At 74.4% G+C, this 20614-nt stretch carries 15 protein-coding genes and 1 tRNA gene; 9 read left to right on the top strand and 7 right to left on the bottom strand.

All coding sequences use genetic code 11. The features are described 5' to 3' along the window. Positions 1–120 precede the first annotated feature (120 nt). The 6 genes from ABZ493_RS03330 to ABZ493_RS03305 are packed head-to-tail and all read left to right on the top strand — an operon-like array spanning position 121 to position 9643. Positions 121–1461: a glycosyltransferase gene (locus tag ABZ493_RS03330; RefSeq protein WP_430580760.1), complete on the top strand. Its 1341-nt coding sequence runs from the start codon at positions 121–123 to the stop codon at positions 1459–1461. Then, complete coding sequence (locus tag ABZ493_RS03325; RefSeq protein ID WP_430580759.1) at positions 1448–2704, top strand: glycosyltransferase family 4 protein; 1257 nt, start codon at positions 1448–1450, stop codon at positions 2702–2704. The genes ABZ493_RS03330 and ABZ493_RS03325 overlap by 14 nt, the downstream gene beginning before the upstream one ends. Continuing rightward, entirely contained in the window at positions 2701–3990 is a 1290-nt protein-coding gene (locus ABZ493_RS03320) for a glycosyltransferase family 4 protein (RefSeq protein WP_430580758.1), read from the top strand. Before ABZ493_RS03325 ends, ABZ493_RS03320 begins: the two co-directional genes overlap by 4 nt. Beyond that, a complete protein-coding gene (locus tag ABZ493_RS03315) occupies positions 3983–5845 on the top strand; it encodes an ABC transporter ATP-binding protein (protein ID WP_430580757.1) in 1863 nt (620 codons plus the stop codon). The genes ABZ493_RS03320 and ABZ493_RS03315 overlap by 8 nt, the downstream gene beginning before the upstream one ends. After that, positions 5835–8231: a phosphotransferase gene (locus ABZ493_RS03310; RefSeq protein WP_430580756.1), complete on the top strand. Its 2397-nt coding sequence runs from the start codon at positions 5835–5837 to the stop codon at positions 8229–8231. Before ABZ493_RS03315 ends, ABZ493_RS03310 begins: the two co-directional genes overlap by 11 nt. Beyond that, complete coding sequence (locus ABZ493_RS03305; protein ID WP_430580755.1) at positions 8228–9643, top strand: UDP-glucose/GDP-mannose dehydrogenase family protein; 1416 nt, start codon at positions 8228–8230, stop codon at positions 9641–9643. The genes ABZ493_RS03310 and ABZ493_RS03305 overlap by 4 nt, the downstream gene beginning before the upstream one ends. On the opposite strand, the gene ABZ493_RS03300 is transcribed toward ABZ493_RS03305, so the two are convergent. From ABZ493_RS03300 to ABZ493_RS03275, 6 genes are all read right to left on the bottom strand, one after another. After that, positions 9633–10880, bottom strand: coding sequence for an FAD-dependent oxidoreductase (locus ABZ493_RS03300; RefSeq protein WP_430580754.1), 1248 nt, complete (start codon positions 10878–10880; stop codon positions 9633–9635). The two genes, ABZ493_RS03305 and ABZ493_RS03300, sit on opposite strands and share 11 nt — an antisense overlap. A 248-nt stretch (positions 10881–11128) precedes the next feature. Beyond that, positions 11129–12028 (bottom strand): hypothetical protein, encoded by a 900-nt coding sequence (locus ABZ493_RS03295; protein ID WP_430580753.1) that lies wholly within the window; start codon positions 12026–12028, stop codon positions 11129–11131. A 1103-nt stretch (positions 12029–13131) separates the two neighbouring features. Then, positions 13132–13758: a short chain dehydrogenase gene (locus ABZ493_RS03290; protein ID WP_430580752.1), complete on the bottom strand. Its 627-nt coding sequence runs from the start codon at positions 13756–13758 to the stop codon at positions 13132–13134. Positions 13759–14191: 433 nt separating this feature from the next. After that, a tRNA-Pro gene (locus ABZ493_RS03285) sits at positions 14192–14268 on the bottom strand. A gap of 93 nt (positions 14269–14361) precedes the next feature. Next, complete coding sequence (locus ABZ493_RS03280) at positions 14362–15300, bottom strand: metallophosphoesterase (protein WP_430580751.1); 939 nt, start codon at positions 15298–15300, stop codon at positions 14362–14364. Beyond that, positions 15285–17687, bottom strand: a complete 2403-nt coding sequence (locus tag ABZ493_RS03275; protein WP_430580750.1) for a transglycosylase domain-containing protein — start codon at positions 17685–17687, stop codon at positions 15285–15287. Before ABZ493_RS03275 ends, ABZ493_RS03280 begins: the two co-directional genes overlap by 16 nt. Positions 17688–17818: 131 nt before the next feature. On the opposite strand from ABZ493_RS03275, the gene ABZ493_RS03270 reads away from it, so the two are divergent. Further along, a complete protein-coding gene (locus ABZ493_RS03270) occupies positions 17819–17983 on the top strand; it encodes a DUF4177 domain-containing protein (protein ID WP_139820690.1) in 165 nt (54 codons plus the stop codon). Then, complete coding sequence (locus ABZ493_RS03265) at positions 17983–18447, top strand: RidA family protein (protein WP_430580749.1); 465 nt, start codon at positions 17983–17985, stop codon at positions 18445–18447. Before ABZ493_RS03270 ends, ABZ493_RS03265 begins: the two co-directional genes overlap by 1 nt. A 543-nt stretch (positions 18448–18990) precedes the next feature. Here ABZ493_RS03265 and ABZ493_RS03260 read toward each other — a convergent pair. Then, positions 18991–19668, bottom strand: coding sequence for a Crp/Fnr family transcriptional regulator (locus ABZ493_RS03260; RefSeq protein WP_416345052.1), 678 nt, complete (start codon positions 19666–19668; stop codon positions 18991–18993). A 186-nt stretch (positions 19669–19854) separates the two neighbouring features. Here ABZ493_RS03260 and nth point away from each other — a divergent pair, with 186 nt between their 5' ends. Then, the gene (nth, locus tag ABZ493_RS03255; protein WP_430580748.1) at positions 19855–20604 is read left to right on the top strand and encodes an endonuclease III; all 750 of its coding nucleotides are present in this window, start codon (positions 19855–19857) and stop codon (positions 20602–20604) included. Positions 20605–20614: the final 10 nt, after the last annotated feature.

Below are 20614 nucleotides of genomic sequence, written 5' to 3'. Positions count from 1 at the left end.
CGCGGGCCGGACGAGCGGCGGACCGGGGCGCGCCGTGTGCAGATGCTGCGCCCTTCCGGATGAGAACCCCCTCATGGTCGCCTCATCCGTGACTCAGGCAACCTCCGCAGGGTTGCCAGGGTGCGACAGATACCAGCGGTCGAACCCGAGACCCCGGCGCGACGCCGGGTCGCGTTCTACTCCCACGACACCCAGGGCCTCGGCCACGTGCGCCGCACGTCGCTGCTGGCGCGCGCCGTGGTGGACGCCGACCCGGACGTCGACGTCCTCCTCCTGTCCGGCGCGCGGGAGGCGACCAGCCTGCCGCTGCCGGAGCGCACGGAGGTCGTGACGCTGCCCCGCGTCGGCAAGGACCCCGACCGGGGCTACGGGCCGCGCACCTGGTCCGGCACGTTGGACGACGTCGTCCGGGTCCGTGCGGGCGTGCTCGACGGCGCGCTCGCCGCGTTCCGCCCCGACGTCCTGGTGGTGGACAAGGTGCCGCTCGGCGTCGGCGGAGAGCTGCTGCCCGCCCTGCGGCGGCTGCGCGCGCAGGGCGGCACCGCGTGCGTCCTCGGGCTGCGCGACGTGCTCGACACCCCCGAGGTCGCCGTCCGCGAGTGGCGTGAGCAGCGCAGCACCTCCGTCGTCGAGCGGTTCTTCGACGAGGTGTGGGTGTACGGCGACGCGCGCGTCTACGACCCGCTCACCGAGTACGCGCTGCCCGACCATGTCGCCGCAAGGACGGTATTTACCGGATACCTCGGTCGCGGTCGCGCGTCCACCACCTCCACCGGATACCTCGGTCGCGGTCGCGCGTCCACCACCTCCACCGGATACCTCGGTCGCGGTCGCGCGCCCGCGACCTCCACCACGGCGCCGAGGCCCGGAGACGCGCCCTTCGTCCTCTGCCTGGTGGGCGGCGGGCAGGACGGCGCAGCGCTCGCGGAGGCGTTCGCCGCGGCGTCGCTGCCCGCGGGCCACCGGGGCGTGCTCGTCACCGGGCCGTACCTGCCGGAGGCGACGCGGGACCGGCTGCGCGCCGTCGCCGCCGGCCGCGACGACCTCGACGTGCGCGCGTTCGTGCGCGACGTCGTCCCCCTGGTCGAGGGCGCCGCAGCGGTCGTGACGATGGGCGGCTACAACTCCGTGTGCGAGCTGCTGGCGTCCGGCCACCCCGGCCTGGTCGTGCCGCGCACGCACCCTCGCGCCGAGCAGCTCGTGCGGGCGTGCCGGCTCGCGGGCCTCGGGCTGCTCGACGTCCTCGTCGGCGCGATCACCCCCGAACGGGTGGGCGCCTGGCTCGCCCGCGCCACCGACGGAGACGCGCGACGGCGCCCCGAGGTCGACGTCGACCTCGACGGGCTCGCCCGCGTGCCGCACCTCGTCGACGGGCTCGTCGAGCGGCTCGCCGCCGCAGCCCCGACCACCGCCCCGGACCAGCAGGACCAGCAGGAGGAGGAGCACCGTGCCACTGCCTGACATCACCCCGACGACCACCCGATTGCGCGTCGGCTACGTGACCAAGATGTACCCGCGGTTCTCGGAGACGTTCATCGTCAACGAGGTGCGCGGCCTGGAGCGCCGCGGCGTCGAGATCGAGATCTTCTCGCTCCGCGCCCCGGTCGACACCCGCTTCCACGCCGCGCTCGCCGACGTCGCCGCACCGGTGCGGTTCGTGCCGCGCGCGGCCCGCGCGGCGGACGCCTGGTCGGCGCTCGCTGAGACCCACGACCGGCTCGACCTGCGCGCCCTGCCGGCCGGCACGCTCGCCGACCTGCTCGCCGCCGACCCGGAGGACGCCGTGCAGGCGCTGTGGGTGGCGTCGGCCGCGCACGACGCCGGGCTGACGCACCTGCACGCGCACTTCGGGTCGGTCGCGACGACGGTCGCGCGGCTCGCCGCCGCCGTCCTCGGCATCGGCTACACGTTCACCGCGCACGCGAAGGACATCTTCCACGAGTCGGTGGACCCCGCCGACCTGCGGACGAAGCTCGCCGACGCGCGCGCCGTCGTCACCGTGAGCGACCACAACCTCGCCTACCTGCGCGACACCTACGGCCCCGCCGCGGACGCCGTCGTCCGCGTGTACAACGGGCTCGACCTCGACGAGTACGCCCGCGCGACGGCGCCGCGACGACCCGGGCGCGTGTGCGCCGTCGGCCGCCTCGTGGAGAAGAAGGGCTTCGGCGCCCTCCTCGACGCGGTCGCCCTCCTCGTCGCCGAGGGCCGCGACGTGCACCTCGACCTCGTCGGCTCCGGGCCGCAGGAGGCGGAGCTGCGCGCCCGCGCCGCCGCGGCAGGCCTGGACGGGCACGTGACCTTCTACGGCCCGCTGCCGCAGGACCGGGTGCGCGACGTCGTCGCCCGCGCCGCCGTCTTCGCCGCGCCGTGCGTGCTCGGCGCGGACGGCAACCGCGACGGCCTGCCCACGGTCCTGCTGGAGGCGATGGCCCTCGGCACCCCCGTCGTCTCGACGCCGGTCACCGGTATCCCCGAGGCGGTGCGCGACGGTGAGACCGGCCGCCTCGTGCCGCCCGGCGACGCCCCCGCGCTCGCCGCGGCGCTCGGCGCCCTGCTCGACGACCCGGCCGAGGCGCGCCGTCTCGCCGACGGCGCCCGCGCGCACATCGAGTCCGAGTTCGACGTCGTCGGCACGTCCCGGCGCCTGCTGGACGTGCTGGAGAGCGCGGCGACCACCGCCGCGGAGGGGAGGGCGGCATGAGGGTCGCGTACGTGAGCTCCGACCCGGGCGTCCCCGTGTTCGGCCGCAAGGGCTCGTCCGTCCACGTCCAGGCCGTGCTGCGCGAGCTGGTGCGCGCCGGCGCCGAGGTGCACGTCGTCACGACGCGGCCCGGCGACGACACCCCCGACGACCTCCGGGGCGTCGTCGTCCACCGCATCCCCGTCGCTCGCGCCGGCTCGACGGCGGAGCGCGAGGTCGTGCTGCGCGACGCCGATGCCCGTGTCGCCGAGGTGCTCGACGGCGTCGCCGCGGGAGCGTCGCTCGACCTGGTCTACGAGCGCTACTCACTCTGGGGAACGGCGGCCACGGCCTGGGCGCGTGACGCCGGCGTTCCGAGCGTGCTGGAGGTCAACGCGCCGCTGGTCGACGAGCAGCGCACCCACCGCGAGCTCGTCGACGAGGCGGCCGCCGAGCGCTGCGCCCGCGCCGCCGTCGGTGCCGCGACGGCCGTCGTCGCCGTGAGCGGCCCCGTCGCGGCGTGGGCGGCCGACCGCGCCGGCGAGCACCCCGAGAAGGTCCACGTGCTGGCGAACGGGGTGGACACCGGGCGGATCGTTCCGGCTGTGGACCGGTGCGGGGGCCGTCGCGACCTGACGGACTCTTCGCGCGGACGCGTTCACGGGCGCCAGGGCGCCCTCCACTTCGGGAGGGATACGTCCGCGCGAAGAGTCCGTCAGGACGCGACGGCGTTCACGGTGCTGTTCGTCGGAACTCTCAAGCCGTGGCACGGGCTCGACGTGCTGGTCGACGCGTTCGCCGGGCTGCATGGGCGCGTCCCCGAGGCGCGGCTGCTGCTCGTCGGCGACGGCCCCGAGCGCGAGGCTGTCCTCGCCCGGGCGGGCGCCCTCGGCGTCCGCGGTGCGGTCGAGCACGCGGGGGCCGTGTCGCCGTCGGACGTCCCCGCGCTGCTGCATCGCGCCGACGTTGCCGTGGCGCCGTACCCGCCGCTCGACGACTTCTACTTCTCGCCGCTGAAGGTCTACGAGTACCTGGCCGCCGGGCTGCCCGTCGTCTCCAGCGCGGTGGGGGAGCTCCCGGGAGCGCTGGAGCACGGCCGTGCCGGCGTGCTCGTCCCTCCCGGTGACGCCGCCGCGCTCGCGGACGCGCTCGTCGCCCTCGCGCACGACGGCGACCGCCGTGCTGCGCTCGGCGCCCGCGCGCGGGAGGTCGCCGTGGAGCGGCACGACTGGTCCGTCGTCGTGCGGCGGGCGCTCGGGTTCGCCGGGGTGCGCCATCCCGAGCACGCGGGGGCCCGTCATGCCTGACCCCTCCGGCGGCGTCGGCGCCGCGAACCGGTACAGGCCGCGCTCGATGCGCGAGGCGGGACGCTCGTTCCGCCGCTTCTGGCCGCACCTGCGCCATCACGTGCGACCGGAGCGTCGGCTGTTCGTGCTGGGCAGTCTGGCGATGCTGGCCGAGGTGGGGATGCGGCTGCTGGAGCCGTGGCCGCTGAAGTACGTGGTGGACGGCATCGTCGCCGCGACGGGCTCGACGGCGGCCGGCCCGGCGCCGGCGAACCTGCCCGCGGTCATCCTGCTCGCGGCGGGGTCGCTGCTCGTGATCGTGCTGCTGCGCGCGGCGGCGGCGTACGCGTCGACCGTCTGCTTCTCCCTCGCGGGCAACCGGGTGCTCACGGGGGTGCGGGCGGACGTGTTCGCGCACCTGCAGCGGCTGTCGCTGCGGTTCCACGACGGGTCGACGACGGGCGACCTCGTCACACGCCTCACCAGCGACGTCACGCGCCTCAAGGAGGTGTCGGTGACGGCGATGCTGCCGATGATCGGCAACGTCGTGACGCTCGTCGGCATGGTCGTGGTGGTCGCGGTGCTGGACCCGCTGCTGGCGCTCGTCATGGTGGTGGTGCTGCCCGTCTTCCTTCTCACCAGCGCGCGCCTGTCCCGCACGATCCGGAAGGTGTCGCGCGACCAGCGCAAGGCGGAGGGGCAGCTCGCGTCGCTCGCCACGGAGACGCTGGGCGCGGTGAAGGTCGTGCAGGCGTACGCGCTCGAGGACCGGATGGGCGGCCGGTTCGCCCGCTCGAACTCGTCGTCGCTGCGCGAGGGCGTGCGGGCCAAGCGCCTGTCGGCCGGGCTGGAGCGCTCCACCGACGTGCTCGTGGGCGTCGCGACCGCCGTCGTCCTGTTCGTGGGCGCGCAGCGGGTGCTCGACGGCGCGCTGACGCCGGGCGAGCTCACCGTGTTCCTCACGTACCTCAAGGCGGCCTTCAAGCCGATGCGCGACATCGCGAAGTACACCGGTCGCATCGCGCAGGCTGGGGCGTCGGGGGAGCGGGTCGTCGAGGTGCTGGAGAGCCGGCCCGAGGTGACCGACGCGAGCTGGGCCCGGCCGATCGGCCGCGCGCTCGGCGACGTCCGCTTCGAGGGCGTGTGGTTCTCCTATGTGCCGGGTCACCCCGTACTGCGGGGGCTCGACCTGGCGGTGCGGCCGGGGGAGCGGGTCGCCGTCGTCGGGGCGTCCGGGGCCGGGAAGTCGAGCCTGGTCTCGCTGATCTCGCGCCTGCGCGACCCCGACGCCGGCGTGGTGCGGATCGACGGGCACGACCTGCGCAACCTCACGCTCGACAGCGTGCGCCGGTCCGTCGCCGTCGTGCTGCAGGAGAGCGTGCTGTTCCACGGCACCGTGCGCGAGAACATCACCGCCGCCGTCCCCGACGCCACCGACGAGCAGGTGGAGCGCGCCGCACGCGTGGCCGGGGCGCACGACTTCGTCCTCGCGCTGCCGGACGGCTACGACACGGTCGTGGGGGAGCGCGGCGGCACCCTGTCCGGCGGGCAGCGGCAGCGCCTCGCCATCGCCCGCGCGGCGATGCTCGACGCCCCCGTCGTGGTGCTCGACGAGGCCCTCACCGGCCTGGACGAGCAGACCGAGCACGAGGTGGTCGACGCCCTCGGCCGCCTGACCCGCGGCCGCACCACGTTCGTCATCACGCACGACCTGGACGCCGCCCGCGACTGCGAGCGCGTGGTGCGGCTCGACGGCGGCCGCGTCGTCGCGTCCGGCACGCCCGCGGTCGTCCTCGGCGGCGGCCCCGACCTGCCCGCGGTGCCCGCGCCGCCGGGCCCCGGCACCCCGGAGGAGGTGGCGTCCCGTGGCGCCTGACCTGACGCTCGACCGCCCGCGGACGGTGCGGGAGGTCGCCGCCGCCGACCCCGCGATCCCCGCGCTGGGAGACGTGCTCGACCTCGGCCGCCTGGCGGCGCGCCTCGCGGCCGCCACCGGGCACGCGGGCACGGTCTCGCGGCCCTACCTGCGGTACAAGCCGGGCACCAGCGTCGTGCTGTCGTGCCGGTGGACGGGCGCGGCCGGCCCGCGCGACCTGCTGGTGCGCGCCTACGCCGCCGGGTCGCGCGGCAAGCTCGACAAGGGCCTCGACCCGCGCCGGCCGGACGAGGTGCTGCTGCTCGACCGGGACGCCGCGCTGGTCGCCACCATCTGGGCGGCCGACCGGCAGCTTCCCGCGTCCCGCGCCGCCGCGGACCTCGCGGCCGACGTCGTGGGGCGGCCCGCCGACCTGCGGCTGCTGCGGCACAACCCCGAGCGCCGCGCGGTGCTGCACGCCCGCGGCCCGCGCGGCGAGGCGCTGGTGCGGCTGGTGCGACCGGACGCCGTCGCCCGCGCGGCCCAGGGGTACGCGCTGCTCGGAGCGGTGTCGGAGGGGACGCCGGGCACGGGCTCGGACCGCGCCGTCGTGCGGGCGCCGCGCTTGCGCTCCGTCGACCCCGACCGGGGCGTCGTGGTCACCGACTGGGTGCCGGGCACGCCGCTCGACGGTCTCGACGCGGCGGGCGCGCTGGACGACGCCGCGCTGCGCGAGGTGGGCGCGCTCGCCGCCGCGCTGCACGGCGCGCGACCCGCGGGGGCCGGCCTGCCCCCGCGCCCGGACGGCGCCGTCCCGCTGCACGGCGACCTGTCCCTCGACCAGCTCGTGCGCGGCCCGGGCGGCGAGCCGTGGCTGGTCGACGCGGACGCCGCCCGCTGGGGCCGGCCGGCCGAGGACCTCGGGTCGCTCGCGGCCGCGCTCGTGCGGGCGCACGGCGCCGCGGACGTCGCCGCGGCACGGCTCGCGGCGGTGCTCGACGGGTACGCCGCCGCGGGAGCGGAGCCGGTCGCGGTGCCGGAGCTGCGTGCCGCCGTCGCCGAGCACCTGCGACGCCGCGCCACCGAGCCGTTCCGGCGTCTGGAGGACGGCTGGGCGGAGACCTCTGTGGCGCTCCGTGAGCTCGCCGACGACGTCCAGGACGGCCGCGGAGGCGCGCTGGGCGCCGCGCTGGCCGTGCGACGAGCCCGAACGCCCGTCGCACGGGCGCCGCGGATCCGCACGGCGCCAGTCGTCGAGGCGCTGGCCGACGCGCTCGCGGCGCAGGGCCACACGCTGCGCGCCGTGCTGCCGCGGTCGGCCGACCGGCTGCTCGTCGTCGGCAGCGACCGCGACGGCGCCGTGCTCGCCGGGCGCTGGGAGGCGGGGCCGGCCGTCCCGCCCGCGCGCGGGGCCGGGGCGCGCACCGGAGGGGACCTTGCGCACGCCCGCGGACCGGAGCCGGTCGGCGGCGGCGCTCTCGTGCTGCACCCCGACGGCGCGGACCCGCGTCTGCCCGGCCTGGGCGGCCGCGTCCGCGCGGGCGCGACGCTCGTCGCGCACCGCTCCGGCCGGCGCGGTGTGGTGCGCGACCCCGCCGGCACGTACACCAAGGTGACGCGCCCGGGGCGTGAGCCCGTGGGCGTCGCCGTCCCGGCGGCGGCGTTCGCCACCCCGGAGGTGCTGGCCCGCGGCGACGGGTTCGTCACCACCGCCGCGCTGCCGGGCCGCACGCTGCACGAGCTGCTGCGCGACCGGGCCACGCCGGACGCCGTGCTCGACCCGCTGCTCGACGCCGCGGGTCGCGGGATCGGGCGCGGGCTGCGGCGGCTGCATGGCGCGTCGCCGTCGCCGGGTGTCGCGGCACACGACGCCGAAGCCGAGGTCGCTGTCGTCGCCCGCTGGTGGGGACTCGCCGCCGCCCACGGCTCGACGACGGCGGCGGACGCGGACGCCGTCGTGCGGCGGGTGCGGGCCGCGCTCGCCGCCGCCCCCGCGGCGCGGCCTGTGCTCACGCACCGCGACCTGCACGACAAGCAGCTCCTCGTGCACGTCGACGACGCGGCGCCCGGCGACCGGGTGCGCGTCGGGTTGCTCGACCTGGACCTCGCCGCCGTCGCGCACCCCGCGCTCGACCTGGCCAACCTGCTCGTGCACCTCGAGCTGCGCGCCCACCAGGGCGTGTGTCCGCCCGCACGCGCCGCCCGCGTGGCCCGCGCCGTCGTCGACGGCTACAGCGACACCCTCGATGCCGGCGCGCTGCACGCGTGGGCCGTCGCGGCCCGCGCGCGCCTCGCCGCGGTGTACGCCTTCCGACCAGCGCCCGGGGACGTGCCCGGCGCGCTCCTGACCGACCTCGACCGGCCCCTGCCGTTCGAGCCCGCCCCGCCCACTCTGGAGGACCGATGACGCACGCCACCACGACCACCGCCGCCGCCGCCGACGTCGCCGCCGAGCCGGCCCCCGGGCCGAGGACGCCCGAGCCCACCCGCGTCACCGTGATCGGCACGGGCTACCTGGGCGCGACGCACGCCGCGTGCCTGGCCGAGCTGGGCTACGACGTGCTCGGCCTGGACACCGACCCGGCGAAGATCGCCGACCTGGCGGCGGGCCGGCTGCCGTTCTACGAGCCCGGGCTGGCGGAGCTGGTCGAGCGGCACACCGCCGCCGGGCGCCTGCGGTTCACGACCGACCCGGCGGAGGCGGCCGCGTTCGCCGACCTGCACTTCGTGTGCGTCGGCACGCCGCAGCGCCGGGACTCGATGGCCGCCGACACGAGCCACGTCGAGGCCGCCGTGGCCGCCCTCGTGCCGCACCTGCGCGGCGACGCGCTCCTCGTCGGCAAGTCCACCGTGCCCGTGGGCACGGCCGCCGGCCTGCAGGCGCTCGCGGACGGCCTGGCGCCCGCGAGCGTCGAGGTGGGCGTCGCATGGAACCCGGAGTTCCTGCGCGAGGGCCGCGCCGTCGAGGACACGCTGCGCCCCGACCGCATCGTCGTCGGCGTCACCGACCCGCGGCACGAGAAGGCGCTGCGCGAGCTGTACGCGCCCGTCGTCGACGCCGGCGTGCCGTTCCTCGTCACCGACCTCGCCACGTCCGAGCTGGTCAAGGTGGCCGCGAACGCGTTCCTCGCCACGAAGATCTCGTTCGCCAACGCGATCGCCGAGCTGTGCGACGCGGCCGGCGGCGACGTCGTCGCGCTCACCGACGCGATCGGGCACGACGTCCGCATCGGCCACCAGTTCCTCAAGGCGGGACTCGGCTTCGGCGGCGGCTGCCTGCCCAAGGACATCCGCGCGCTCATGGCGCGCGCCGGCGAGCTCGGCGTCGACCAGGCGCTGACGTTCCTGCGCGAGGTCGACGCCATCAACATGCGGCGCCGGTCGCGCACCGTCGCGCTGGCCGTCCAGGAGTGCGGCGGCAGCGTGCTCGGGCGGCGCATCGCCGTCCTGGGCGCGGCGTTCAAGCCCGGCACCGACGACGTGCGCGATTCGCCCGCGCTCAACGTCGCCGCCCAGCTGCAGCTGCAGGGAGCGCACGTGCGCGTGCACGACCCGCGCGCCAACGCCACCGCGGCCCGCACGTTCCCCACGCTGGGCTACGCGGACACCGTCGAGGAGGCGGTCACCGGCGCCGACCTCGTGCTGCACCTCACCGAGTGGCAGGAGTTCCGCGACCTCGACCCGGCGGCCCTCGAGCCCGCGCGCCGCGTCGTCGTCGACGGTCGCAACGCGCTCGACGCCGACCGCTGGGCCGCTGCCGGCTGGCGGGTGCGCGCCCTCGGCCGCCCGGCCATCGGCCCGGCGACGGTCAGCCCGTGAACGCCTCCAGCTCCGCGCGGGGGACTTGGCGGCCTGAGCGGATGAGCTCCTCGACGTCGTCCATCCGGTCCCAGACGTTGACGGCCATGCCGGCCTGCACCTCGCCGTCGCGCACCCAGAACGCGACGAGCTCGCGGTCGTCGACCGAGCCGCTGGTCACCACCTCGGTGTCGCCCGCGCGCAGGTCGACGTAGCCCTTGTACTCCATCCCGACGTCGTACTGGTCGCTGAAGAAGTAGGGGAGGACGTCGTAGGTGGCGTCGTCGCCGAGCATCGCGCGGCCGGCGTGCGCGCCCGTGTCCTGCGCGACGGCCCAGTGCTCCACGCGAAGCGGGCGGCCGTAGTGCGGCGACGGGACGGAGGCGATGTCGCCGGCGGCGAAGACGTCGGGGGCGGAGGTACGCAGGGTGCCGTCGACGGCGATCCCGCCGCCGAGGTCGCGCGAGCGCAGCTCGATGCCCGCGGCCGACGCGATGCCCACGTTGGGCGTCACGCCCACGCCCATCACCACGAGGTCGGCCTCCAGGTGGGTGCCGTCGGCGAGCTCGACCCCCTTGACCCGGCCGGACTCGCCGGTGAACGCGACGACGTCGCCCCGGTGGCGCAGGACGCCGCGGTCGTCGTGCAGCTTCCCGTACAGGGAGCCGAGCTCCGGGCCGAGCGTGGCCTCGAGGGGGTGCGCGGTCTGGCCGACGAGGCACACGTCCAGGCCGAGCATCCGCGCGGACGCGGCGACCTCGGTGCCGATCCAGCCGTCCCCGACGACGACGACCTTGCCCTCGCCCTCGAGCGACGCGGGCAGCAGGATGCCGGCGAGCAGGTCCGCGTCGTCGACCGTCCGGAGAGTGTGCACGCCGATGAAGCTCCGGCCCGGCACCTGGAGCGCGCGGGGGGTCGAGCCGGTCGCGAGCAGCAGCCTCGAGTAGCCGAGCGTGGAGCCGTCGGCGAACGTCACCTCGTGGTCGGCCGGGGCGAGGTCCACGACCGTGGTGAGCGTGCGCAGGTCGATGGCGTGGTCGTCCCACCAGCCGGCCTTGAGCGGGTAGATGACGTCGGGCTCCGCCTGCCCACGCAGGTAGTCCTTCGACAGCGGCGGACGCTCGTACGGGCGGTGCCCCTCGTTGGTGACGACGACGAGGTCGACGTCTGGGTCCTGCTCCCGCACCGCCTCCACGGCGCGGGCGGCGGCCAGGCCCCCTCCGACGACGACGACAGGTGCGGTGGACGACGCGGGCATGGTGACTCCTGACCAGCGGGGACGAGGGCTGCCGAGGCCGACGGTGCCACAGTTCCGCGCTGCTGGCGACCCTCCGCCATCGTGCGCGCCATGAGCCCCGGGACGTCCGCGTCGCGGACCCGTCGAGCAGCCACTGCCCGAGCTGCTCGGGCGCCGGGCGCCGAACGTCGCAGGCAGGTGTCGCCGCCGGCCCGGATGCACCGCTCCTCGAACAGCACCGTGCCGTGCGGGGTGGTGATCCCGGCGAGTCATCGCCGTCTCGCAGCACGCGCTCCGGCGGCCCCTGCGCGGGTCGCGCGGCCCGTACCTCGGGCGACGCGGCGTGCGGCATCGCCCGCGCCGACCTCGAAGCCGAAGAGGATCTTGATGACCCAGGCGAACAGTGCGATGGTCAGCAGCGGGACGACGCAGATCGTGATGATCCACAGGGCGATCTGCTGGATGGCGCCGTCCATCCAGGCGACAGCCTCCTCCTGGGCGTCACTGACGCCGTCGAGCGCGTTCCCCACCGCGTCGCCGGCGGCGCCGACAGCACTGCTCGCCGCATCCCGTGCGTCGTCGAGCATCCCGAGGAGCCCGCCGCGGTCCGCGCCTTCGGCGTCGTCGGCGACCTCCTGCGTCGCGGCTGCTGCGGCGGCCTCCTCGGCGGCGTCCTGGATGGCGTCGGCCTCGGCGATCGCGGCCTGGGAGTCATTGAAGGTGTCCGTCGCCAGGTTGCTGACCGCGATGCTCGCGGGCATCGCGGCAAAGATCACGGCGCCGAAGATCGCGAGCTTGACGGCAAGCGTGCGAAGCATCTCGCGCCGCGTGAAGACGTACGCGACGCCGAGAAAGGACGCGGCGGGGATCACCCAGGTGAACGAGACGTACCCGACGACACCGACCAGGACCTTCTGCAGGATGATCGCTGCCACGATGACGATGAACCAGCCGCTGAGGTCGGCGAGCTGGGCCGGGATGCCGTCGACGTTCGGGATGAGGTCGGTCGCGACCGACAGTCCGGCCGCAGCCCCGGCCATGCCCGTGACGGCAGACTGCTGATCGCTGAGGTGGTCGCGGACGCCGGCCGTGGTCGCAGGATCGGTGGCGAACGGTGCGACGACGAACACCGAGACGAGCGCGAGCCCGAGGAGCACCGTGGTCCACACGAGCCGTGGTCGCGGCCCGGGCCCGTCCCGTCCCGCGAGGTCACCCACCGCACCTGCAGAGCCGTGGTCGTCGCGATCGCCGGGGTGTGTCCGGGTGGAAGGCCGCTGCCCGTCCATGGTCTCTGCGGGCATCACCGAGCTCCTCCGAATGCGTTCTGGACTGCTGCACGGAGACTCTAGGGCGCCCCGACGGTACCGAACGGCCGGGTCACGGGTGAGATCTGCCGGACGACGACCAGAGCCGGACGCCCGGCGCCTGCAGCTAGGTGAAGAACGTTGGCGAGGACGTCGGTGATGTCGCTCGCTCCGAGGCCGGCGACGAGTTGGACGACCTCGAACGAGGCGTCAGCCCGACGACGGGGAGGAGGACCGGTGCCGGCGGAGCTCGTACTGCACCCGGCGTGGCCGCGCTCCAGGTGCGGCTCGCGACGTCGCTCCTCGCGACGCTGCGTGACGAGGTCGCGTCCGGTCACCACGTCGACGTCGCCGTCCTCGACGTGCGCATGTCCCCTCGCATGGCCGAGGGCAAGGGGGACGGCGCGCGATCGCGGCACGCCTCGTCGTCTCCCCCCGGAGCCGTGCACGCGCACCCCCGGTCCATCTTCGCGAAGCTCGGCCTCGCCCCGGACGACGACGCCGACCGTCGTGTCATGACCGTGCTGTGCTACCTCGCGGCCCGTCGCGGGGGGACCCACCCTGCCGGCTGCCCCCGCGGACGAGCCGACCGAGGCGTCGTGGCTCAGGTAATCGACGTTCAGGCCGAGTGCCCGGGGATCGATCCCGGCGGCGGGCCCGGGCTCTTGGGCTCGTCAGGGGAGTCGTCCGAGGGATGCGACGTCTCGTCGGGGGAGGGCGGGCCGGGGCTCTTGGGCTCGTCGACGGGGTCGCCGGAGCGACGTCTGCCGGGGTGCGCGGGAGCCCCGGGGCTCGTCGGTTCGGTGGGATCGGTGTTCTCTGAACCGCTCACGACGGTCTCCTTCGGACGTGGAGTGCGAGCTGCGCTCGTACCGCGATCCTCGTCCGGGGGAGCCGTGCCCGCACAGGCTGACGACCAGGACACGTCCTGCTGCACCCCGAGCGCCCCTCGAAGGCCGTCCAACGGGTTAGTCGGTGGGGGTTCCCCACACCTTGTAGACCTCGCCGGTGTGGCCGTCTTCGATGCTGCTGCGGTAGCTGAGGGCCAGGTCCGGGGCGGTGACCTGGAACAGGCCGGCGGGAATCAGGTGCGCGGGGAGGGGTTCGTCCCAGGACGGGATGACGACGGCCGGGCTGACCACGTTGATGCGCCGGTTGCCGGTCAGTTCGGTCGCCGCCACGCGCGCGAAGCTCTCGATGGCGGCGTTGTCGGTGTGCGCACCGATGCCGCCAGGGAACGGCGGGTCGCTCATGACGCCACTGGTCATCGTGATGGTGCCGCTCTCGCGCAGCGCGCTCTGGCCCGCGAGGACGACGTTGATCTGGCCCATGACCTTGTCCGTCAGGCCGAGGGCGATCTCTTCCGAAGTGATCGCGCTCAGGGGGCCGTAGGCCTGCCGTCCGGTGACCGTCACGATCGCATCGACCTCCCCGACGGTCTCGAACATCGCCTGGACGCTGGACGGGTCGAGCACGTCCACCCGGACATCGCCGGAGCTGCGGCTGGCGCGAACCACGGTGTGGTCCGCTTCCAGGTTCGCGGCCACGGCACGCCCGACGAGGCCGCTCGCGCCGACCACAAGGACCTTCTTCATTTCTGCTCCTTCTCGAGATCCTGAAGCTCTCGGTGGCGCACACGCTGCCGCCGAACCGTCCAACGCGCCCGCCCCGCACGCGAATTCCCGCCACGGCGAGCCGCACAGCGAACCCGCTGGTAGGTGGAATCAAGCCCACGTCGCTACCGAGGGCGAGGTCGGCCTGGTCGACCGGTCCTCACGACCTCGTTGTCGCCCGACCAGAGCTCCGGAGCACGTCGAAGGTAGAGCCGTGCCCCTGCGCCGGTCCGGGCTGCGTGGGCGGGACGGGATCGCGGCGAGCTCCTCGCACGGACCGTCTCGCGGAACCTGGCCTCCGCCACTGGATCCGCAGGCACCCCCGGCTGCGCCCCCGACGACCGCCCGGGCGCCCCAGCGGGTAAGGCAAGAGGCCCCCTGCCCAGCGTTTCCGCTGATCAGAGGGCCTCTCGGCTGGTCGGGGTGACAGGATTTGAACCTGCGACCTCTTCGTCCCGAACGAAGCGCGCTACCAAGCTGCGCCACACCCCGAAGGACTTGCTCCCACGCCGCAGGACCTACGTCCTCGTGCGGAAGCCTGCTCAGAATAGCCGACGATCCGGCCTGGACGAAAACGAGATCCGGCTACCGGGCGGTGAACGTGAGCAACGTCGCCTCCGGGCGGCACGCGAAGCGCACCGGGGCGTACGGCGAGGTGCCCGCGCCGGCCGACACGTGCAGCCACGCGGAGCCCGTGCCGCCCGTCTCGTCGGGCCGCGGACCGGGCCAGCCGTGCAGGCCGCTGGCCCGCCGGCGGTCGATGTCGCAGTTGGTGACGAGCGCGCCGAACCCCGGCAGCCGGAGCTGCCCGCCGTGCGTGTGACCGGCGAGGACGACGTCCGCGCCGTCGGTGTGCATCCGGTCCAGCACACGCCGGTACGGGGCGTGCGTGACGCCGAGGTGCAGCACCGCGGTGTCGTCCGGGGCGTCGCCGGCTGGTGACTCCGGGAAGTCGTCGCGGTCCAGGTGCGGGTCGTCCACGCCCACCAGCGACAGCAGGCGGCCGTCGGCCTCGACCGTGTCGCGCCGGTTGGTGAGGTCCCGCCAGCCGGCGGCGACCATCGCGCCGGCCAGCTCCTCGGACGGCAGCTCGGCCGGGCGGGTGTGCACGATGCGGGTGTCGCGCTTCAGGTACCGCGCCGGGTTCTTCGGCACGGGGGCGTAGTAGTCGTTCGACCCCATGACGAACGCGCCGGGCGCCGTCGTGAGCAGGGGGGTGAGCGCCTCCAGCAGCGGCCCGAGCGCGTCGGGGTGCGCCAGGTTGTCGCCCGTGTTCACCACCAGGTGGGGCTCGTACTCGGCCAGCGACTGCACCCAGGCGATCTTGCGGCTCTGCGACGGCGTGAGGTGCAGGTCGGACACGTGCAGGACGCGCAGGTCGGACTCGCCCGCGGGCAGCACCGGCACCGTGGCCCGACGCACCGTGAAGAGCTTGGTCTCCAGGTGGGCGTAGCCGAGGCCCGCGACGCCGGCGGCGACGAGCCCGCCCGCGACCTGCCAACCGGGGGTCAGTTGTCGCCCCACGCGTCGCCGAGCGACTCCCAGTCGCCGTTCTGGACGGCGTCCCAGGCGGCCTCCGCGTCCGCGCGGCCGTTGCCGTTCCCGTTGCCGTTTCCGCCGCGGTCGTTGCCCTGGTCGCCGCCGTTGTCGCCGCCACCGTTGTCACCGCCGCCGTTGCCGCCGTCGTCACCCTCGTCCGAGGAGTCGCCCCCGCCGTTGTCAGGCGTGGACGGGCGGATGGCGCCGACGCCGATCATGTCCGGGTCGGGGCTGCCGAAGTCCTTGACCTCCAGCCCGGAGATGGCCTGGTCCATGTACTCCTTCCAGGCCGGGGCGGCGACGGTCGAGCCGTACAGGACGCGGTACGGCTTGCCGTTCACGACGCCGCCGTTGGTGTGGTCCTCGTTGGGCCGGTCGGCGTTGCCCACCCACACCGAGGTCGACAGGTTCGGCGTGAACCCGGTGAACCACGTCTGCGCCGAGGCGTTGGAGGTACCGGTCTTGCCGGCGACCGGACGCCCGTCGGCCAGGCCGCCGAGCGTGCGCGCGGTGCCCTCGGTGAACACCTTCTCCATCGCGTACACCACGGTGTTCGCGACGTTCTCCGGCAACGCGTTCTTGTTGCACTTGGCGTCCGGGACGTCGTACTCCTTGCCGCCCGGGCCGGTGACGGCGGTGATGGCGACGGGCGAGCAGTAGGTCCCGCCGGTGGCGAGCGTCGCGTACGCGGCCGCCTGGTAGAGCGGCGTCGACTCCTGGGTGCCGAGGAGCATCGGGGCCCGGACGTCGATGTCCTCGACCGTCGGGTCGGTGACGACGCGGTTGCCCTCTTCGCCGCCGGTGGCACGGGTGGGCCGGAAGCCCATGTCCCAGGCCGTGTTGCGCAGCTTGCACAGGTTGAGCTCGTAGCCCATGGACGCGTACGCCGTGTTCACGGAGCGGAAGGTCGCCTCCAGGGCGCTGATGTAGCCCTGCCCGCCGCCCTCGGCGTTGCCCGGCGTCCACGGCTCCGGGCCGAGCCAGCCGACGCACGGCTTGGTCTGGAAGTTGCCGACCGTGCGGGTGACCTCGTTCGCGTTCACCCGCTCGGACAGCGTGTGCCCCTCCTTGAGCCACTCCGCCAGCACGAACGGCTTGAAGTTCGACCCCACCTGGAAGCCGCCGGACGCGCCGTGCGTCGGGTCGGCGGCGTAGTTCACGCGAGTGGTCCCCTCCTTGCCCTCGGACGGCGTGTAGGGGATGTTCTGCGCCATCGCGAGGATCTTGCCCGTGCCGGGCTCCACGGAGGCGATCGCCGACTGCAGGCCGCTCGAGTCGCCCGCGGGGACGGCGTTCTTCACCGCCGCGGACGCGGCCTTCTGCTTCTTCGGGTCGAGCGTGGTGTGGATCTCGAGGCCGCCCCGGTACAGGAGCTGCTGCCGCTCGGCCTTCGTCTCGCCGAACACCGGGTTGGTGACGATCTCCTTGGTGACGTAGTCGCAGAAGAACGCGGAGTTGCCCGCCGCGGCGCACCCGATCTCGGTCGGGTTGACGTCGAGCGTCTCCTTGATCGTCTTCTCCTTGGCCTCGTCACGCTCCTCGGTGGAGATGTACCCGAGCTTCCACATGTTCTGCAGCACCAGGTCGCGCCGCTCCTTGGCCTCCTCCGGGTTCACCGTGGGGTCGAAGCGGCTCGGGGACTTCGTGATGCCGGCGACGGTGGCCGCCTCGACGACGCTCAGCTCGGAGGCGTGCTTGTCGAAGTAGTAGCGGGACGCGGCCTCGACGCCGTAGATGCTGCGCGAGCCGAACTGGGCCGCGTTGAGGTAGCCCTGCAGCACCTCGTCCTTGGTCATCGTCTTCTCGAGGGAGATGGCCATCTTCGCCTCGGTCAGCTTGCGGGAGATCGAGTCCTCGCTCGCCTTGATGACGGCGAACTGGTCGCCGTCCTGCAGCGCCTGGTCGATGAGCATGTTCTTCACGTACTGCTGCGTCAGCGTGGACGCGCCCTGTGTGGCGTGGCCGGCCACGTTGTTGGCCAGCGCGCGCGTCATGCCCTGCACGTCGATGCCGCCGTGCTCGTAGAAGCGCTCGTCCTCGATGGCGATCACCGCGTGCTGCATGTTCTCGGAGATCTCGTCCAGCGGCACCACGATGCGGTTCTGCGCGTAGAACGTGGCGAGCAGCTTGCCGTTCGCGGCGTAGATGCGCGACTGCTGCGACATCGGCCGCGGCTCCAGCTCCGCCGGCACCTCGTCGTAGACCTCGACGGTGCTGTCCGCCGCCGCGTTCACTCCCGCCACCGCGGGGATGACCAGCCCGGCGGCGAGCACGCCGCCGACACCGGCCGCGAGGACGAACGCGAGCAGCAGGGCGACGAGCTGCGTCGCCGGCATCGTGCGCGTGATGCGGCGAGGGTCGGATTTGGCCATGCCCTCCAGGGTACGGGCTGTGCCTGAGGCAGCATGGCCGCGACGCCCGCCGCGCTGTGCAGATCGTGTGGACCCGTCGTGGGAGCGACGGGACGGCGGCGGTCGGGGCGGTCGCTGGTTACGATCGCGGCATGGCTACCACGTGGGAGTACGCGACCATCCCCCTGCTGATCCACAACACCAAGGCGATCCTCGACCAATGGGGGGCCGACGGCTGGGAGCTCGTCCAGGTCGTCCCCGGCCCCGACAGCACCAACCTGGTCGCCTACCTCAAGCGCCCCTCCGGCGGACAGTGATGAGCGTCTCGCCCGAGGCCCGCCTCGCCGAGCTCGGCATCTCCCTGCCCGACGTCGCCGCGCCCGTCGCGGCGTACGTCCCCGCCGTCCGCTCCGGGAACTACGTCTACACGGCGGGCCAGCTGCCCTTCGTCGACGGCGCGCTGCCGCTGACCGGCAAGGTGGGCGGCGCCGGCGTCTCGCCGGAGGAGGCCACCGACCTGGCCCGCACCTGCGCCCTCAACGGGCTCGCCGCCGTCCGCTCCCTCGTGGGCACCCTCGACGGCGCGCGGATCGTCAAGGTGACGGGTTTCGTCGCCTCCGACCCGTCGTTCACCGGCCAGCCGGGCGTCATCAACGGGGCGTCGAACGTCCTCGGCGAGATCTTCGGCGACGCGGGCGTGCACGCACGCTCCGCCGTCGGGGTGGCGGTGCTGCCGCTGGACGCTCCCGTCGAGGTGGAGTTGGTCGTCGAGCTTTCTTGAGGTGCTGTCCGCTCTTTCTGGTTGCGGACGCGGGTGGGGACGAGGTCCTTCGCCAGGTCGCGCTCACGGGCCCCAGGGGGCCCTCCACTTCGGGACTTCTACGACCTGGCGAAGGACCTCGTCCCCACCCGCTCCTGCACCGTCTCGCGCGTCGTCTCTTCAATGACGCGCTCGACGACGGTGGTGACAGCGTTGCGGCGCGTCGCGCGGCAGGGTGTGGGCTGGTAGGGCCGCGGGGCCTCCGCCCCGGGCCGGCCAGCGCCCGGTGAGGGCCATGCCGGCGCCAGCAGTGGGCGACCAGACCTAGCGCGCCACATCGGCTCGAGGGCGACAGGTGGCGACGGGGACGGCGCCCGGGTCGGGGTACAGCACCGGCAGATCCCCCCACCACGAGCGAGCGCGCCCCTCACGCGGCCGCTCGACGGCGCGGCGCGAACGAACCGCGACGCGCAAGGCAGACGTGACGGCTGGGCCCGCCGAAGAACGCCCCTCCCGCCTGCGGCAGCGAGAAAGGTGTCGGCCGCAACCAAGAGCGGCCGAAAGTCAGCGAGCCCGACGCTCCAGACGGTCGATGTCGAGCAGCACCACAGCGCGACCCTCCCGGCGTACCCAACCGCGCGTCGCGAAGTCCGCCAGGGCCTTGTTGACCGTCTCGCGCGAGGCGCCGACCAGCTGGGCGAGCTCCTCCTGCGTGAGGTCGTGGGCGACGCGGATGCCGTCGTCGTTCGGCTCGCCGAAGCGGGCGGACAGGTCGAGGAGCGCCTTGGCGACGCGGCCGGGGACGTCGGAGAAGACGAGGTCGGCGAGGGTCTCGTTGGTGCGGCGCAGGCGGCGGGCCAGGGCGCCGAGCAGGGTGGTGGCGACGCTGGGGTGCGCGGCGATCCACTGCACGAGGGCCTGGTGGCGCAGCTCGTAGACGAGCGCGTCGGACACGGAGGAGGCCGTCGCGGTGCGGGGGCCCGGGTCGAACAGGGACAGCTCGCCGAACATCTCGCCGGGGCCGAGGATCGACAGCAGGTTCTCCCGGCCGTCGCTCGACCGGCGGCCGAGCTTGATCTTGCCCTGCGCGATGACGTAGAGCCGGTCGCCGGGCTCGCCCTCGCGGAAGAGGACGTCCCCGCGGGTCAGCTCGACCGGGACCATGGACTCGAAGAGCGCCTTGGTCTCTTCGGATTCCATGTCCGCGAAGAGAGGGGCGGAGAGCACGACGGTGTCGTCCACAGGATTCCTCACGTGGTTCGGGGGCGGCCTCACCGGGTGGGGTGCGGTCGTCCGGGGGTTGTCAAGAGGGTGTGTTCCGGTTCTCAGTCTGCCTCACCGCACCAAATCGCGGCACGACGAAGCGCCGGGACGCGCCGGGGGAGCGTTGCGGGAGCCGGTGTGGGCGGGCGTGGCTACGCTCGCCGTGTGCCGACGAAGCCCGCCTCCTCGACCGCCCTTCCGTCCGACGCGACGCCCACGGGGGAGTCGCGTGTCGCGCTGGTGCGGCGTGCGCGCCGCATCGACCGCGAGCTGGCGGTGACGTACCCGGACGCGCGCGCGGAGCTGGACTTCACGACGCCGCTGGAGCTGCTGGTGGCGACGGTGCTGTCGGCGCAGACCACGGACGTGCGGGTCAACGCGACGACCCCGGCGATCTTCGCGCGGTACCCGGACGCGGCGGCGTACGCGGGCGCGGACCCGGCGGAGATGGAGGAGCTGTTCAAGCCGCTCGGCTTCTTCCGCGCCAAGACGCGCTCGATCATCGGCCTGGGGCAGGCGCTGGTCGAGCGGTTCGACGGCGAGGTGCCGGCCCGGCTGGACGACCTGGTGACGCTGCCGGGCGTGGGGCGCAAGACGGCGAACGTGGTGCTGGGCAACGCGTTCGGCGTCCCGGGGATCACGGTGGACACGCACTTCGGGCGGCTCGCGCGCCGCTTCGGCTGGACGGACCAGGAGGACCCGGTCAAGGTCGAGCACGAGGTGGGCGCGCTGTTCGGCAAGAAGGACTGGACGATGCTGAGCCACCATCTGGTGTGGCACGGGCGCCGGCGGTGCCACGCGCGGCGGCCGGCGTGCGGAGCGTGCCCGGTGGCGCGCTGGTGCCCGTCGTTCGGGATCGGGGAGACGGACCCGGTCGCCGCCGCGAAGCTCGTGAAGCCGGGGCCGCGGGGCTGAGCTCCTGACC

The sequence above is a fragment of the Isoptericola sp. NPDC019482 genome (assembly GCF_040632295.1).
Lineage (GTDB): Bacteria > Actinomycetota > Actinomycetes > Actinomycetales > Cellulomonadaceae > Isoptericola.
This window is presented reverse-complemented; position numbering and strand designations above follow the sequence as displayed.